The organism is Pseudonocardia nantongensis, assembly GCF_046546495.1.
Lineage (GTDB): Bacteria > Actinomycetota > Actinomycetes > Mycobacteriales > Pseudonocardiaceae > Pseudonocardia > Pseudonocardia nantongensis.
The window spans coordinates 66,923-83,944 of record NZ_JBKGXT010000011.1 but is presented as its reverse complement, the minus strand read 5'-3'; the positions used below and the strand labels follow the sequence as shown (position 1 = coordinate 83,944).

Sequence of the window (17,022 nt, the reverse complement as noted above, 5' to 3'; positions counted from 1 at the left end):
GCCGGCCCCGGCCGCCCGGTCCGGTGGGCCAGTGCGGCTCCGGGGTGCGCGCCGTCACCTCCTAGAATCCCGACGGTGAATCCCGACGTGCTCGCCGACCTGGTCCGTGACGTCGCGCGGGACGTGCTGACCCGACGCGACCTGGACGTCTCCGCGCTGCCCGCCGACGCCGGCGTCGAGCGTCCGCGCAACCCCGAGCACGGCGACTACGCCACGAACGTCGCGCTGCGCACCGCGAAGAAGGCCGGCGTGAACCCGCGCGAGCTGGCGAGCTGGCTGGCCGAGGAGCTCACCACCCGGGACGGGATCGCGAGCGCCGAGACCGCCGGGCCCGGCTTCATCAACGTGCGCCTCGCCGCGGACGCCCAGGGTGCGATCGTCGGCGAGGTGCTGGCCGCCGGCGAGTCCTACGGCACCGGTGACGAGCTCGCGGGCACGGCGATGAACCTGGAGTTCGTCTCCGCGAACCCGACCGGGCCGATCCATCTGGGCGGGACGCGCTGGGCCGCGGTCGGCGACGCGCTCGGCCGGGTGCTCGCCGCCCGGGGCGCCTCGGTCACCCGCGAGTACTACGTCAACGACGCCGGCGCCCAGATCGACCACTTCGCCGCGTCCCTGGTCGCCGCCGCCACCGGCGGGCCCACCCCGGAGAACGGCTACGGCGGCGCCTACGTCGGCGAGATCGCCGAGCGGGTCGTCGCCGCCGAGCCCGGCGTGCTGGAGCTGTCCGAGGCCCAGCGGCACCAGGTGTTCCGCCGCAGCGGCGTCGCGCTCATGCTCGAGGAGATGCGCAGCTCGCTGCACGGCTTCGGCACCGACTTCGACGTCTGGTTCAGCGAGCTGTCGCTGCACGACTCGGGCGCTGTGGAGGACTCGGTCGCGGCGCTCAAGGACAACGGCAGCCTGTACGAGAAGGACGGCGCGTGGTGGCTGCGGTCCACCGAGCAGGGCGACGACAAGGACCGGGTCGTCATCAAGAGCGACGGGACGCCCGCCTACGTCGCCGGTGACATCGCCTACCTGCGGGACAAGCGGTCCCGCGGGTTCGACCGGTGCATCTACATGCTCGGCGCCGACCACCACGGCTACACGGTGCGGCTCAAGGCGGTCGCGGCCGCGTTCGGCGACGACCCGGCGGTGGTCGAGGTCCTGATCGGGCAGCTGGTCAACCTGGTCCGCGGCGGCGAACCGGTCCGGATGAGCAAGCGGGCCGGCACGATCGTCACGCTGGAGGACTTCGTCGACGCCGTCGGTGTCGACGCGGCCCGGTACTCCCTCGTCCGGTCCTCGGTGGACTCCACGCTGGACATCGACCTGGACCTGGTCTCCAGCCGGACCAACGAGAACCCGGTGTTCTACGTCCAGTACGCGCACGCCCGGCTGGCCTCGCTGGCCCGCAACGCCGCCGACCTGGGCGTCGAGCCCGGCGAGGGGTACGGCCTGCTCACCCACGACCGCGAGGGCGACCTGATCCGCACGCTCGGCGAGTTCGGCGAGGTCGTGCGGGCCGCCGCCGAGCTGCGCGAGCCGCACCGGGTCGCGCGCTACCTGGAGACCCTGGCCGGGGCGTACCACAAGTTCTACGACTCCTGCCGGGTCCTGCCCCGCGGTGACGAGGACGTCACCGACCTGCACCGGGCCCGGCTCGCGCTGTGCGTGGCCGCCCGCCGGGTGCTCGCGAACGGTCTCGGTCTGCTGGGCGTCGACGCCCCGGAACGGATGTGACGGCATGAGGGCACACCCCGCCGGACCGCTGCACGCCGGCATCACCCCCGCGCCCGAGTCGGCCGGGCCGCGCCCGGAGTCGGCCGCCGCGATGGACGCGCTCGCCCCGGCCGTCTGGCCGCGCGAGGCCCGCCGCGGCGACGACGGCGCGCTGCGGGTGGCCGACGTCGACGTGCGCGACCTCGCCGCCCGGCACGGCACCCCGCTGTTCGTCCTGGACGAGGCCGACTTCCGCTCCCGCTGCGGCGAGTTCGCGGCCGCCTTCGGCGCGTCTGCGGTGCACTACGCGGCCAAGGCGTTCCTCTGCACCGAGGTGGCCCGCTGGGTCGCGCAGGAGGGCCTGTCGCTGGACGTCTGCTCCGGCGGAGAGCTGGCCGTGGCCCTGCGCGCGGAGTTCCCGCCGGAGCGGATCGCGTTGCACGGCAACAACAAGTCCACCGCGGAGCTGGCCGCGGCGGTGGACGCCGGTGTCGGCGGGGTGGTGCTGGACAGCTTCCACGAGATCGCCCGGCTGGAGGCCGTCGCCGCCGAGCGCGGGACCACGGCCCCGGTGCTGATCCGGCTGACCGTCGGCGTCGAGGCGCACACCCACGAGTACATCGCGACCGCCCACGAGGACCAGAAGTTCGGCTTCTCGATCGCCGCGGGGTCCTTCGACGAGAAGGGCTCGGCGGCGCTGGAGGCCGCGCGCCGGGTGCAGGCCGCCCGGCACCTGGAGCTGGTGGGCCTGCACAGCCACATCGGCAGCCAGATCTTCGACACCGAGGGCTTCGAGGCGGCCGCCCGCCGGGTCGTCAAGGTACTGGCCGACCTGCACGCCGAGCACGGCGCCGCCGAGCTGTCCGCGCTGCGCACGCTGGACCTGGGCGGCGGCATCGGCATCGCCTACCGGCCCGGCGAGGTCCCGCTGTCGATGCCGGCCCTGGCCGAGGAGCTGCGCGCGATCGTCAAGCGCGAGTGCGCCGCCTCCGGCCTCGACGCGCCCGCGATCGCGGTCGAGCCGGGCCGGGCCATCGCCGGTCCCGGCACGGTGACGCTCTACGAGGTCGGCACGATCAAGGACGTGCCGCTCGGCGGGTACTCCCGGCGCTACGTCAGCGTCGACGGCGGGATGAGCGACAACATCCGCACCTCGCTCTACGACGCCGAGTACGACGTGCGGCTGGTGTCCCGCTCGTCGGAGCGGGACTCGGTGTGGGCGGGGGACCGGCCCGGCGACGAGCCGGTGCTCTGCCGGGTGGTCGGCAAGCACTGCGAGTCCGGTGACATCGTGGTGCGGGACTGCTGGCTGCCGGCCGATCTGGCACCGGGTGACCTGCTGGCGGTCGCGGCGACCGGGGCCTACTGCTACGCCATGGCGTCGGGGTACAACCGGCTGCCGCGTCCGGCCGTCGTCGCGGTGCGTGAGGGCGCCGACCGGACGCTGCTGCGCCGCGAGACACTGGAGGACCAGTTCCGGTTCGAGGCGTGAGCGAGCGCTGGGCCGGGTGAGAACGGCCACCCGCCCGGTGCGGGGCCGGCCTGACCAGGAATGATCGGCGCCCGATCGGGCGCCGGACGCGAGGAGGGCACGTGGCGAGCGGCGAGAGCTCCGCGGAGTCGGCGGTCACGCCCGGGGCCGTCCGGGTGGCACTGCTGGGCTGCGGCACGGTCGGCACCGAGGTGGTCCGGCTGATCACCGAGCAGGCCGACGACCTGACCGCCCGGGTCGGGGCACCGGTCGAGCTGGCCGGCGTCGCGGTCCGGCGGCCGCACCGGCATCCGTGGCTGACCGAGACCCACGGTCACCTGGTGACCACCGACGCCGCTGCATTGGCGACGCGGGACGACGTCGACGCCGTCGTCGAGGTGATCGGCGGCATCGAGCCGGTGCGCGGCTGGCTGCTGGCCGCCCTCGCGGCCGGCAAGTCGGTCGTCACCGCGAACAAGGCGCTGCTGGCCGAGGACGGCCCGACGCTGGCCGAGGCCGCGGACGCCTCCGGTGCGGACCTGTACTACGAGGCCGCCGTCGCCGGCGCGATCCCGCTGCTGCGCCCGCTGCGCGAGTCGCTGGCCGGGGACCGGATCACCCGGGTCGCCGGCATCGTGAACGGCACCTCGAACTTCATCCTGTCCGCGATGTCCTCGGGCGGCACCTCCTACGCCGACGCGCTGGAGGAGGCCACCCGGCTCGGGTACGCCGAGGCCGACCCGAGCGCGGACGTGGACGGCTACGACGCCGCCTCGAAGGCCGCGATCCTGGCGTCGCTGGCGTTCCACACCCGGATCACCGCCTCCGACGTGCACCGCGAGGGCATGCGCGGGGTGAGCGCGGCGGACGTCGCGGCCGCCCGCAGGCTGGGCTGCACGATCAAGCTGCTGGCCATCTGCGAGCGGGTCGTCGACGAGGCCCCGGACGGGTCGGTCGCCGAGTCCGTCTCGGCGCGGGTCTATCCCGCGATGGTCCCGGACTCGCACCCGCTGGCCGGGGTGGACGGTGCGTTCAACGCGGTGTTCGTCGAGGCCGAGGCGGCCGGCCAGCTGATGTTCTACGGTCAGGGCGCCGGTGGCGCACCCACCGCGAGCGCCGTGCTCGGTGACCTCGTCGCGGTGGCCCGCAACCGGACCGGCGGCGGTCGCAGCCCGCGCGAGTCCGCCTACGCCGACCTGCCGGTGCGCCCGATCGGCGAGGTGCCCACCCGCTACCACGTCGATCTGGAGGTCGCCGACCGCGAGGGTGTCCTCGCGACGATCGCGGGTGCGTTCGCGAAGCAGGGCGTCTCCATCGCCGCGGTCCGCCAGACCGGGGGCGTGTTCGGCGCCGCCGACGGCGACCCGGGCCAGGCCCGGCTGACCGTCGTGACGCACTCGGCACCGGAGGCGGCGCTGTCCGCGACGGTGTCGGCGCTGCTGGAACTGGACATCGTGCCCGGCGTGGCCGGCGTGCTGCGGGTGGAGGGCCTCGGCCGCGCGGTCGCTGCACTGGGTATGGGCGAATGACGGTCGAACACGGGAGGCTCTCGGCGATGACCGGCAGCGCGCAGAACGTCGGAACGCCCACGGGTGGGCCGGTCGCGGCACCGCCCCCGGGGCGCTGGCCGGGGGTCGTCGAGGCCTATCGGGACCGGATGCCGGTGCAGCCGGACTGGGCCGTGGTCACCCTCGGCGAGGGCGGCACCCCGTTGCTGCCGGCGCCGCGCCTGTCCGAGCGGACCGGCTGCCAGGTGTTCCTCAAGGTCGACGGGGCCAACCCGACCGGCTCGTTCAAGGACCGCGGGATGACGATGGCGGTCACCGCTGCGCTCGCCGAGGGCAAGCAGAGCGTGCTCTGCGCCTCGACGGGCAACACCTCGGCGTCGGCGGCCGCCTATGCCACCCGGGCCGGGATGACCTGCGCGGTGCTGGTGCCGCGCGGGAAGATCGCGCTGGGCAAGCTGGCCCAGGCGGTCGCGCACGGGGCGCGGATCCTGCAGATCGACGGCAACTTCGACGACTGCCTGGAGCTGGCCCGCAAGACCACCGCCGACTACCCGGCGATCGCCCTGGTGAACTCGGTGAACCCGACCCGGATCGCCGGTCAGGCGTCGGCGGCGTACGAGATCTGCGATCAGCTCGGCCAGGCCCCGGACGTGCACTGCCTGCCGGTCGGCAACGCCGGCAACATCACCGCGTACTGGAAGGGCTACCGCGGCTACCACACCGACGGCCTGATCACCGAGCTGCCGCGGATGTTCGGCTACCAGGCCGCGGGTGCCGCGCCGCTGGTCACCGGGGCCCCGGTGACCAGCCCCGAGACGGTCGCGACCGCGATCCGGATCGGGGCGCCGGCGTCCTGGAAGGGCGCGACGGGCGCCCGCGACGAGTCCGGCGGGCAGTTCGCCGCCGTCACCGACGACGAGATCCTCGCCGCGTACCGGCTGCTGTCGGCCGAGGAGGCGGTGTTCGTCGAGCCCGCCTCCGCGGCGAGCGTCGCCGGGCTGCTGCAGTCCACCGCCGACGGCACCCTGCCGCGTGGCTCGCTCGTGGTGTGCACGGTGACCGGGCACGGGCTGAAGGACCCGGACACCGCGCTGCTGACCGCGCCGGACCCGGAGGTCGTCCCGATCGACCCGGGAGCGGTGGCTGCCGCCCTCGAGCTGGCCTGATGGGCCGGCCGACCCGGGTCCGGCTCCGGGTCCCCGGTTCGACGGCGAACCTGGGGCCGGGCTTCGACTCCCTCGGCATGGCGCTGGCCCTGTACGACGAGATCGAGATCGAGGCGGACGAGCGGCCCGGCCTGTTCGTCGACATCGCAGGCGAGGGGGCCCGGCACGTCCCGAGGGACGAGCGGCACCTGGTGCTGCGGGCGATGCGGCAGGCGTTCGAGGTCCTCGGCGGCGGCGCCGACGTCGCGCCGCCCGGGCTGCGGCTGCGCTGTCGCAACGCCGTCCCGCACTCGCGCGGGCTGGGCAGCTCGGCGGCCGCCGCGGTGGCCGGGGTGACCGCCGCCGCCGTGCTCGCCGGGCACGACGTCGAGCTGGAGCGGGACACGTTGCTGCAGCTCTCGGCCGGTATCGAGGGGCACGCCGACAACGCCGCGGCCAGCCTGCTGGGCGGGTTCGTGGTGGCCTGGGAGACGTCCGAGAGGAGCGCAGGCGGACGGAGCATCTACACCGGCGCGGCGCGCCGGTTCCACGCCGAGAAGCTCGACGTGCACCCGGACGTGCACCCGGTGGCGTGCATCGCGGGGGCCGAGTCGTCGACCAAGACCACCCGCGGGCTGCTTCCCGAACAGGTCCCGCTGGCCGACGCCGCGTTCACCGGCAGCCGGTGCGCGCTGGCGGTGCTGGCGATGACCCGGCGGCCGGACCTGCTCCTGGCCGCGACCGAGGACCGGCTGCACCAGGTCTACCGGCGCCCGGCCTACCCGGACTCGCTGCGGCTGGTCGAGCACCTGCGTGGGCACGGCGTGCCGGCAGCGATCTCCGGTGCCGGGCCGACCGTACTGGCCCTGACCTCGGACGGAACCCTGCCCGACGCCGTCGCGACCGACGGTTTCACCGTGCGGGCGCTGGCCGTGGACACCGAGGGTGTCAGGGTCGAGATCTCCTGACCGGCACCGGACGTGAGGTAGCCGACGTCCGGTTCGGACGCGCCGGAGCGGGGGGTTGTTGCTGCCCGGAGGCGTTCGGTCTAGTCTCGCGGTGCATGGCGATCCACGCGACGTCGGCGTAGTCTGACGGCCGGGCCCGCTCGCCCGATCTCCTTTCTCTCTGGACTCGGACTCCCGAACGGGCGGCCTGACCCCCTTCGACGTCGTCGTGGGCACCATCTGTGAATGCTGCCGGCGCGCTCCGCGCCGGTCGAGCGATGTGACATTCCCTGACCTGGACAGGACAACCGGGTCGGTCAGGAAGGAAATTCGTGAGCGAGACCGATCTCGCCGGTACCGGGACTCCCCCGACCGAGGCGGCACCGCGCCGTCGCGGCGGCCTGTCCGGCATGGTGCTGGCCGAGCTGCGCCAGCTGGCCACCGAGATGAACATCCCCGACATCTCCGGGATGCGGAAGGGCGACCTCATCGCCGCGATCAAGGAGCGCCAGGGTGGCGCGGCCACGCCGGCCAAGAAGCCCCGCCCGGCACCGCGCTCCGCTGCGACCGGATCCGAGGCGACCGGGGCGTCGCAGCCCACGCTGGACGGCACCGCGGCGAACGGCTCGAACGGTGCCGGGGCGGCTGCGGCGACTCCGGCGGCGGAGGCGGCGCCGACCGAGGCATCCGCGGCCGGGGCCGCTCCGGCGTCCGCTGAGGACACCGCGCCGCGCACCCGGCGCCGGCGGGCCGCGAGCCGCCCCGCCGGTGCCCCGGCCGCCGGGGCGGAGCAGGGCTCCCCGGCCGCGGAGGCGCCCGCCGCGGCGCCGGCCGTGGACGAGAAGCTCGGCAAGGCCGTCGAGGAGGCCCTGGACCGGGGTGCCGGTCAGGACTCCGGCGCCGACCGCAACGGCGACGGCGGGCAGGACCAGGACGGCGGCGGCCGCCGCGGCCGCACCCGTCGCCGGGGGCAGGACGACGGCGGCGACAAGCCGGCCGGCGACAAGCCGGCCGGCGAGAAGTCCGCCGGCGACAAGCCGGCCGGTGACCGGGGCGGCAAGCCCGACAAGGGCGGCACCGACCGCAACGCCGGTCAGAAGGACGCCCAGAAGGACGCCCAGAAGGACGCCCAGACCGACGCCGGTCAGGACGACCAGGGCGCCGGCGAGCGCCGCCGCAACCGCAACGCCAACGACGGTGACGGCGGTGGCCGCGGCGGCCGCAACCGGAACACCGATGGCGACGGCGGCGGCCGGGGCGGCCGCAACCGGAACGACGACGGTGGCGGCAACCGCAACAACCGCGGCGACGACAACCGCGGGAACGACAACCGCGGGAACGACAATCGCGGGAACGACAACCGCGGGAACGACAACCGCGATGACTCGGACGACGACGGTGACGGCCGCGGCCGCCGCGGCCGCCGGTTCCGGGAGCGCCGGGGCCGGGGCCGCGACCGTGAGCGCGGCGGCGGTGGCGGTGGCGTCGACACCGAGATCCGCGACGACGACGTCCTGCTGCCGGTCGCCGGCATCGTCGACATCCTGGACAACTACGCGTTCGTGCGGACCACCGGCTACCTGTCCGGCCCGACCGACGTCTACGTGTCGATGTCGATGGTGCGCAAGAACGGCCTGCGCCGCGGTGACGCGATCACCGGCGCCGTGCGCCAGCCCCGCGAGGGCGAGCAGCAGCGGCAGAAGTTCAACCCGCTGGTGCGGGTGGACACCATCAACGGCCGGGAGCCGGACGCGACCCGTCAGCGCCCGGAGTTCACCAAGCTGACCCCGCTCTACCCGAACGAGCGGCTCCGCCTGGAGACCGAGCCGACCCAGCTGACCACCCGGGTCATCGACCTGGTCATGCCGGTCGGCAAGGGCCAGCGGGCGCTGATCGTGTCGCCACCGAAGGCGGGCAAGACCACGATCATGCAGTCGATCGCCAACGCGATCACGACGAACAACCCCGAGTGCCACCTGATGGTCGTCCTCGTCGACGAGCGGCCGGAGGAGGTCACCGACATGCAGCGGTCGGTGAAGGGCGAGGTCATCGCCTCGACCTTCGACCGCCCGCCGTCGGACCACACCGCCGTCGCCGAGCTCTCGATCGAGCGGGCCAAGCGACTGGTGGAGATGGGGCACGACGTCGTCGTGCTGCTGGACAACATCACCCGCCTCGGCCGGGCCTACAACCTGGCGGCGCCGGCGTCCGGCCGGATCCTGTCCGGTGGTGTCGACTCGACCGCGCTGTACCCGCCGAAGCGCTTCCTCGGCGCGGCGCGCAACATCGAGGACGGCGGCTCGCTGACCATCTTCGCGACGGCGCTGGTCGAGACCGGGTCGACGATGGACACGGTGATCTTCGAGGAGTTCAAGGGCACCGGCAACGCCGAGCTCAAGCTGGATCGCAAGATCGCCGACAAGCGCGTCTTCCCGGCGATCGACGTGGGCGACAGCAGCACCCGCAAGGAGGAGCTGCTGATGTCGCCGGACGAACACGCGGTGATGGTCAAGCTCCGCCGGGTGCTCGCCGCCCTGGACGACCAGCAGGCGATCGACCTGGTGCTGTCCCGGCTGAAGAAGACCAAGACCAACATCGAGTTCCTGATGCAGGTCGCGAAGAACGCGCCGGGCACTGCGGACGACGACTGAGCGAGGCTCGCCGAGCGAGCATCGACACAGGCCGAACCACCCGGGCCCCGGCGGGAACATCGCCGGGGCCCGGGTGGTTGAATGAGACGTCCAGCTTCCCGGCTCCGGTTCACCCGCATCGCCGTCCACCCGACAGCACGGCGGGACCCGGCGCCACCGAGAGGAGAAACCATGCGTTCGGGCATCCACCCCGAGTACGCCGAGACCCAGGTCACCTGCGGTTGCGGCAACCAGTTCACGACCCGCAGCACCAAGTCCAACGGCGCGATCACCGCCGAGGTCTGCTCCGCCTGCCACCCCTTCTACACCGGCAAGCAGAAGATCCTGGACTCCGGCGGCCGGGTCGCCCGGTTCGAGGCCCGCTACGGGAAGCGCACGCGCTCCGGCCAGTAGCCACCGACACGGCGCCCGTCGCCTCGCCCCGCGCGAGGAGGCGGGCGCCGTCTCGCGTTCGGTGACCCCACTCCCCGGAACGGATCCGTCATGGCCACCTCAGCGTCCTCGGTCGAGGGCCTGCTCGACGAGCACGCCGAACTCGAACAGCGCCTCGCCGACCCCGAGGTGCTCGCCGACCAGGCCGCGGCGCGCCGGCTCGGCCGGCGCTACTCCGAGCTGAGCCCGGTCGTCGCGTGCGCGAACGAGCTGGCGCAGGCCCGGGAGGACCGGGACGCCGCCCGCGAGCTCGCCTCCGAGGACAAGGCGTTCGACGCGGAGGCCGACGCGCTCGAGGACCGGATCGTGAGGCTGGAGACGACGCTCGCCGAGCTGCTCGTCCCGCGCGACCCGCACGACTCCGACGACGTCCTGATGGAGGTCAAGTCCGGGGAGGGTGGGGAGGAGTCCGCGCTGTTCGCCGGCGACCTGGTGCGGATGTACACCCGCTACGCCGAGGCCCGCGGCTGGAAGGTGGAGGTCCTCGGGTCGACGCCGTCGGACCTGGGTGGCTACAAGGACGTCACGCTGTCGATGCGGGCCCGGTCGTCGTCGGACCCGGCCCGGGGCGGGGCGTGGGCGTCGATGAAGTTCGAGGGCGGCGTGCACCGGGTACAGCGGGTGCCGGTCACCGAGTCGCAGGGCCGGATCCACACCTCGGCGGCCGGGGTCCTGGTGTTCCCGGACGTCGACGACACCCCGGACGTCGAGATCGACGAGAAGGACCTGCGGGTCGACGTGTTCCGCTCGTCCGGGCACGGCGGGCAGAGCGTCAACACCACCGACTCCGCCGTCCGGATCACCCACCTGCCCTCCGGCACCGTCGTGAGCTGCCAGAACGAGCGGTCCCAGCTGCAGAACAAGGCCCGCGCGATGGACGTGCTGAGGGCCCGGTTGCAGGCGAAGGCCGAGGCCGAGGCGGCCGAGGCGGCCTCGGCCGAACGCCGCTCGCAGGTGCGGACCGTGGACCGCTCGGAGCGGATCCGCACCTACAACTTCCCGGAGAACCGGATCTCCGACCACCGGGTCGGGTTCAAGGCGCACAACCTGTCCTCGGTGCTGGACGGGAACCTGGCCGACGTCGTCGCTGCGCTCACCGCCGCCGAGCGGGCGGAGGCGATGGCGGGCACCGCCGGGGACGGCGCGGACGACCCGGCGTGATCCACCGCCCGTGTGATCGTCGGGCGGAACGCGGGCCCGCACCGGGGTGCACCGGGCAGAGTGGTGCCGTGCCCAGGAACCCCCGGTGAGCCGGCTGCCGCTGCGGGTGGCGATCGCCGAGTCGGAGCGGGGCCTCGCCGCGGCCGGGGTCGCCTCGCCCCGGGTGGACGCCGAGCTGCTCGCCGCGCACGTGCTCGGCACCCAGCGGGCCAAGCTGCCGATGATCCCGCTGGTCGACCCGCCGGTGGTCGCCCGGCTGCAGGAGCTGACGGGCCGGCGCGCCACCCGCGAACCGTTGCAGTACATCCTGGGCACCGCCGTACTCGGGCCGGTCGAGGTGGCCGTCGGCCCCGGCGTGTTCGTCCCGCGCCCGGAGACCGAGCTGCTGCTGGAGTGGGGGCTCGGCGCGATCCGGGACGTGCGCCGGCCGGTCGTGCTGGACCTGTGCACCGGGACCGGGGCGCTCGCCCTGGCCGTGGCGGTGTCCCGCCCGGACGCCCAGGTGCACGCCGTCGAGGCCGACCCGGCCGCGCTGTCCTGGACCCGGCGGAACCTGGACGCGCACGTCACCGCGGGCGGGCGCCCGGTCACGCTGCACGCCGCGGACGTCCGCTGGCCGGACCTGCTCGTCGAGCTGGAGGCGCGGGTCGACCTGGTGCTCTGCAACCCGCCCTACGTCCCGGACGGCACGCCGGTCCCGCCGGAGGTGGAACGGTTCGACCCGCCGGACGCGGTGTTCGGTGGCCTGGACGGCACCGAGATCATCCAGGCGGTGGTGCGCGGCGCGACCGGCTGGCTCCGGCACGGCGGGTCCCTGGCGATCGAGCACGACGACACGCACGCCGAGACCGTGCCGGCCCTGCTGCGCCGGCGGCGCACCCTGGCCGACGTCACCGAGCACCGCGACCTGGCCGATCGGCCCCGGTTCGTCACCGCGCGCCGGGTGCCCTGCGCCTGAACGACGGGCGGTCGTATCGTCTGCGGGCGTGAGCGCAGCACAGACCCAGCCGCTGTTCGACTGCAGCGATCCGGACCAGCGGGTCCGCGGCCTGGCCGCGGCCGCCCGGGCGGTGCGCGCCGGGCAGCTGGTCGTCGTCCCGACCGACACCGTCTACGGGATCGGGTGCGACGCGTTCAACGGCACCGCCGTGCGCAGCCTGCTCGAGGCCAAGCGACGCGGCCCGGACATGCCGGTCGGCGTGCTCGTCGGGTCCTGGACGACGATCGACGGCCTGGTCGGCACGGTGCCGCCGTCCGCGCGGGCGCTGATCGAGGCGTTCTGGCCGGGGGAGCTGTCCCTGGTGCTGGAGCACGCGCCGTCGCTGGCCTGGGACCTGGGCAGCACCCGTGGCACGGTGATGCTGCGGATGCCGCTGCACCCGGTCGCGCTGGAGCTGCTGCGCGAGGTCGGCCCGATGGCGGTCTCCAGCGCGAACACCTCGGGCAACCCGCCGGCGTCGACGGTCACCGAGGCGATCACCCAGCTGGCCGGCAACGTGCCGGTCTACCTGGACGGCGGCCCGTCCGGCGATCCCGTCGCGAGCTCGATCGTCGACCTGACCGGCCCGCGCCCGCGCCTGCTGCGCGAGGGCGGCGTCACCGCCGAGCAGATCGCCGAGGTCACCGGCCAGGACGTCGACCGGGCCTGACCGGCCAGGTGTGACAGGGGTAGCACGGGCGCAGCCGGGGGACGTCCGGTGCGGGTAGCGTGTCCCGTCGTGAGTGAGCAGACCTTCTGGGGCCCGGACTTCTCCGCACTGCAGCAGCAGGATCCCGACATCGCGGGTGTCGTGCTGGACGAGCTGGACCGCCTACGCGGCGGACTCCAGCTCATCGCGAGCGAGAACCTGACCAGCCCGGCGGTGCTGGCCGCACTCGGGTCGACACTGTCCAACAAGTACGCCGAGGGCTACCCCGGCCGCCGGTACTACGGCGGCTGCGGCGTCGTCGACGTCGCCGAGGAGATCGGCAACGCGCGGGCCAAGGAGCTGTTCGGCGCCGAGCACGCGAACCTGCAGCCGCACTCCGGCGCGAGCGCCAACCTCGCCGCCTACGCCGCGTTCGCCAAGCCGGGCGACACCGTGCTGGCGATGGACCTGAAGCAGGGTGGGCACCTCACGCACGGCAGCAAGGTCAACTTCTCCGGCCTGTGGTTCAACGCGGTCTCCTACCTGGTCCGCGAGGACACCGAGGTCATCGACTACGACCAGGTGCGTTCCCTCGCGCACGAGCACAAGCCGAAGATCATCATCGCCGGCGCGACCGCGTACCCCCGCCTGATCGACTTCAAGATCTTCCGGGAGATCGCCGACGAGGTCGGTGCCGCGCTGATGGTGGACGCGGCGCACTTCATCGGCCTGGTCGCCGGCCAGGCGATCCCGTCGCCGGTGCCCTACGCCGACGTCGTCACCGCGACCACGCACAAGGTGCTGCGCGGCCCGCGCGGCGGCATGGTGCTGTGCAAGGCCGAGCACGCGAAGTCGATCGACAAGGCGGTGTTCCCGTTCTCCCAGGGCGGCCCGCTGATGCACGCGGTCGCGGCCAAGGCCGTCGCGATGAAGGAGGCCGCGCAGCCGGAGTACCAGGAGTACGCGCGGCAGGTCGTCGCGAACGCCCAGGCGCTCGCCAAGAGCCTGGAGTCCGAGGGCATGCGGGCCGTCTCCGGCGGCACCGACAACCACCTCGCGCTGATGGACCTGCGACCGATCGGCGTCACCGGGGCCGAGGCCGAGACCCGCTGCGACCGGGCCGGCATCACGCTGAACAAGAACGCCATCCCGTATGACCCGGCCCCGCCGATGAAGCCGTCCGGCATCCGGGTCGGCTCGCCGAGCGTCACCACCCAGGGCATGACCGAGGCCGACATGGCAGAGGTCGGGACGCTGCTGGCCCGCGCGGTGAAGGCCGAGCACGACACGCCGGTCGGCGACGCGGAGCTCGCCGAGGTCTCCCGGGCGGTCACCGAGCTGGTCGGTCGGGCGCCCGCCTACCCTCGGGGCTGACAGTTCGACCCTGAGCGGACCTGAGAGGCGCGCGACGTGCCGGTGGAGCAGCTGAGCTACGGGCTCCCGATCCGGGAGTACCTGCTCGTCGGGCTGGTCTCGGCCGTGGTCGCGCTGCTGCTCACCGGTCCGGTCCGGATGCTGGCTCTCAAGGTCGGCGCCGTCGCCTGGCCGCGGGGACGGGACGTGCACGTCACGCCCACCCCGCGGTGGGGCGGCCTCGCGATGTTCGGCGGGGTGCTGGCCGGCCTGCTCCTGGCGCTGCAGCTGCCCGCGCTGCGGCTCGCCTACTTCGAGGGCTCCACCGACGTGTTCGGCACGGTCATCGCGGCCGCCCTGCTGGTCGGGATCGGCCTGCTGGACGACCGGTACGACCTCGACGCGATCACCAAGTTCGCCGCCCAGGTGACCGCGGGCGGCCTGCTCGTCCTCTACGGCGTGCAGTGGCTGACGCTCTGGATCCCGCTGGGCGGCGGCGGCACCGGCATCTCCGGGTCTACGCTGGTGCTGGGGCAGGCCCAGGGCGTGATGTTCACCGTGCTGGTGACCGTGTCGCTGGTCAACGCGATGAACTTCGTCGACGGCCTGGACGGTCTCGCCGCGGGCATCGGCCTGATCACCTCGCTGGCGATCGCCGTGTTCTGCATGGGCCTGATCCGGGAGAACGGCAACGACCCGGGCAGCTACGCCCCGGGGCTGATCGCCGTCGTGCTGGCCGGTGCCTGCCTGGGGTTCCTGCCGCACAACTTCAACCCCGCGCGGATCTTCATGGGCGACACCGGCTCGATGCTGGTCGGGGTGATGCTCGCCGCCGCCACCACCAGTGCATCCGGCCGCCTGATCGGGATCAGCGACGAGACGACGGCCACCGACTTCCTCGGCCTGCTCGCGCCGGTGATCGTCGTGATCGGGATCGTGTTCATCCCGCTGCTGGACCTGCTGCTCGCCGTGGTGCGCCGCACCCGCGCCGGGGCCAGCCCGTTCAGCCCGGACAAGATGCACCTGCACCACCGGTTGCTGCAGGTCGGCCACAGCCACCGGCGGGCCGTGTTGCTGGTCTACCTGTGGGTCGCGGTGCTGGCGTTCGGGTCGGTCGGGCTGGCGTTGCTGCCGCAGACCGGGCTGGTGCTGGCCGCGATCGCGATCGCGCTGGTCGTCGCGTTCGTCGCGTCCGCGGTGCCGCACCGATCGCGGATGCGCACCGCCGCCGCGCAGGCGGCGCCGGGCACCACCGGTGCGGGTGGCTCCGCAGGCCCGCCGGCCGCCGGGGTGGACACCGACCGCACCGCCGTCCCACCGGAGGGCGCCGGGCCGGCACCGGCGCCGCCGCCCCGGCCGGCGGAGACCCCGCCGCCTCCGGCGCGGCCGGGCGAGACGCCGCCGATCCGTCGGGACCCGACCCCGCTCCCGGCTCGCGGGAACGGGACGCCGCCGGTTCGCCCGGGGGAGACGCCACCCCCGGCCCACCGGGAGGGCCCGCCGCCCGCCCGACCGGAGCCCGCGGCGCCCGCCCGGCCGGCCGGCGGCCCGGCCGGGCGGCCCGGCCCGCCGCAGGTGCCCGGCCGACCTCCGGGGCGCCCCGACCCGCAGCCGCGGCCCGGCGCCGACCCGACGCCGCCGCCCCCGGTCCCCCCGGGCCCGGGGCGCCGGCCCGCCGGGGCGCCGCCGGACGCCCGCCCGGGTGGGAGCCCGCCGCCGCGAGGGCAGTGGGGAGCCCCGGTCGCCGGTCGGCCGGGGACACCGCCGCCGAGCCCGCCCCGCGAACCGTGGCGGTCCGGCCCGTCGGCAGGCCCGGAGGCCGCAGCAGGCGGCCGGGCCCGTCCGCCTGCCGTCCCCGGTACCGGAGCCGGTCCCCGGCCCGCGGGCAACGCCGCGCCCGGGCGCGGGCCCGGTACCGGGGCCGGCCCGCGACCCGCGGACAGCGCGGGGCCGGTGCCCCCGGTCGACGGTGCCGACGGCCGGTACGACCCGGCCGACGAGCCGGGCCGCCCCGCGCCGATCGACGGCCGGCACCGGCCGCCGGCACCCGGCGGGGCACAGGGGAGCGGCGACCGCGAGCAGCCCACCGTCCCGACGAGCACGCCGTATCCCCCCGCCGACGACGGCCGGACCTGACCGTTCGCACTGGTGGCCGCGATCACGGATCGGCGGGGCCGTACGGCGGTCGGATAGCGGCCGGGACCGGTGCGTGCCGGTGGCGCTCCCGCCGTCGCTACCGTGGGGGCCGGGTCCGTCGGGGCCCGTGACATGCACGGACGAGCGAGGAGCGGTCGGCGATGGGGCGATGGGCGGCATGGCGGTCCCCGAGGTACGAGGGCCTCGCGGTCGGCCAGGAGCAGGCCATCCGCCGGATGGCGGGGGCGATGGCCCGCGGCGCGGCACTGGTCGGCGTCGTGGTCTCCGTGCTCTGCATCGGCGTCGCGACCCTCGTCCAGGGCGTCCCGGGGTTCTACGGCTCCGGCCTCGGCGGGCTGCTCGCCACCGGATCCGCGCTGCTCACGCCGGTGTTGATGCTCCGAACGACCACCCTGGAGCCCGCCATTGTGATGCTGGCCTCGTTCGTCGGCCTGATCACCAAGGCCATCGTCCTGCTGGCCGTGCTGTTCACCCTGGGGAACATGGCCGGCCTGCACCGGATGTCGCTGGCCCTCACCATGCTCGTGGTGCTGGTCGCGACGACCGCCGCGGAGGCGCGCGCCGGATCCCGGATCAAGATCCTGATCGGCAGCGATCCCGTCCCGCCGAGCGCCTGACCTGCAGGCCGATGACCGGTATGCCGGGTTCCTCGGGTCGGCCGCAGCACCTCGCCGACGCCCGTCCCGCCGGTCGGGCACGGACCGTCCTCCGGACTTTCCGTGTGCATTACCAACGATTTGCCCCGGCGACCCACGGCTCCCTGCGAAGATCGTTTCAACCGGCGAAGGTGCAGGTGAGCTGCGTGCCAGGCCCCGACATGCTGTAGAAGAACGGCTGATAGCATCCGCCTCGTTGGCGATGTGCG

Annotated in this window: 13 protein-coding genes; all 13 read left to right on the top strand. The window is 74.4% G+C overall.

From position 1 onward, the window contains the following. Nucleotides 1–75 precede the first annotated feature (75 nt). The 13 genes from argS to ACLFMI_RS13690 all read left to right on the top strand — a co-directional run bounded on the left by argS (nucleotide 76) and on the right by ACLFMI_RS13690 (nucleotide 16,774). Nucleotides 76–1,725 (top strand): arginine--tRNA ligase, encoded by a 1,650-nt coding sequence (gene argS / locus ACLFMI_RS13750; protein WP_410948225.1) that lies wholly within the window; start codon nucleotides 76–78, stop codon nucleotides 1,723–1,725. 4 nt (nucleotides 1,726–1,729) lie between these two features. After that, the gene (lysA, locus tag ACLFMI_RS13745; RefSeq protein WP_410948224.1) at nucleotides 1,730–3,196 is read left to right on the top strand and encodes a diaminopimelate decarboxylase; all 1,467 of its coding nucleotides are present in this window, start codon (nucleotides 1,730–1,732) and stop codon (nucleotides 3,194–3,196) included. Nucleotides 3,197–3,297: 101 nt separating this feature from the next. Continuing rightward, nucleotides 3,298–4,704, top strand: coding sequence for a homoserine dehydrogenase (locus ACLFMI_RS13740; protein WP_410948223.1), 1,407 nt, complete (start codon nucleotides 3,298–3,300; stop codon nucleotides 4,702–4,704). A gap of 128 nt (nucleotides 4,705–4,832) precedes the next feature. After that, the gene (gene thrC / locus ACLFMI_RS13735; RefSeq protein WP_410948318.1) at nucleotides 4,833–5,849 is read left to right on the top strand and encodes a threonine synthase; all 1,017 of its coding nucleotides are present in this window, start codon (nucleotides 4,833–4,835) and stop codon (nucleotides 5,847–5,849) included. After that, entirely contained in the window at nucleotides 5,849–6,796 is a 948-nt protein-coding gene (gene thrB / locus ACLFMI_RS13730; RefSeq protein ID WP_410948222.1) for a homoserine kinase, read from the top strand. The genes thrC and thrB overlap by 1 nt, the downstream gene beginning before the upstream one ends. 311 nt (nucleotides 6,797–7,107) lie before the next feature. Then, entirely contained in the window at nucleotides 7,108–9,426 is a 2,319-nt protein-coding gene (gene rho, locus ACLFMI_RS13725; protein WP_410948221.1) for a transcription termination factor Rho, read from the top strand. A gap of 171 nt (nucleotides 9,427–9,597) precedes the next feature. After that, a complete protein-coding gene (gene rpmE, locus ACLFMI_RS13720; RefSeq protein WP_410948220.1) occupies nucleotides 9,598–9,819 on the top strand; it encodes a 50S ribosomal protein L31 in 222 nt (73 codons plus the stop codon). Nucleotides 9,820–9,909: 90 nt separating this feature from the next. Further along, the gene (gene prfA, locus ACLFMI_RS13715) at nucleotides 9,910–11,019 is read left to right on the top strand and encodes a peptide chain release factor 1 (protein WP_410948219.1); all 1,110 of its coding nucleotides are present in this window, start codon (nucleotides 9,910–9,912) and stop codon (nucleotides 11,017–11,019) included. An 85-nt stretch (nucleotides 11,020–11,104) separates the two neighbouring features. Continuing rightward, nucleotides 11,105–11,977, top strand: a complete 873-nt coding sequence (gene prmC / locus ACLFMI_RS13710; protein WP_410948218.1) for a peptide chain release factor N(5)-glutamine methyltransferase — start codon at nucleotides 11,105–11,107, stop codon at nucleotides 11,975–11,977. Between the two features lie 28 nt (nucleotides 11,978–12,005). Beyond that, nucleotides 12,006–12,668 (top strand): L-threonylcarbamoyladenylate synthase, encoded by a 663-nt coding sequence (locus ACLFMI_RS13705; RefSeq protein ID WP_410948217.1) that lies wholly within the window; start codon nucleotides 12,006–12,008, stop codon nucleotides 12,666–12,668. Between the two features lie 69 nt (nucleotides 12,669–12,737). Next, nucleotides 12,738–14,021 carry a serine hydroxymethyltransferase gene (locus tag ACLFMI_RS13700; RefSeq protein WP_410948216.1) on the top strand — a complete coding sequence of 428 codons (1,284 nt, stop codon included), beginning with the start codon at nucleotides 12,738–12,740 and terminating at the stop codon, nucleotides 14,019–14,021. A gap of 36 nt (nucleotides 14,022–14,057) precedes the next feature. Beyond that, nucleotides 14,058–16,136 carry a hypothetical protein gene (locus tag ACLFMI_RS13695; RefSeq protein ID WP_410948215.1) on the top strand — a complete coding sequence of 693 codons (2,079 nt, stop codon included), beginning with the start codon at nucleotides 14,058–14,060 and terminating at the stop codon, nucleotides 16,134–16,136. A gap of 161 nt (nucleotides 16,137–16,297) precedes the next feature. Then, nucleotides 16,298–16,774 carry a hypothetical protein gene (locus tag ACLFMI_RS13690; protein WP_410948214.1) on the top strand — a complete coding sequence of 159 codons (477 nt, stop codon included), beginning with the start codon at nucleotides 16,298–16,300 and terminating at the stop codon, nucleotides 16,772–16,774. The last annotated feature ends 248 nt before the right edge of the window (nucleotides 16,775–17,022 follow it).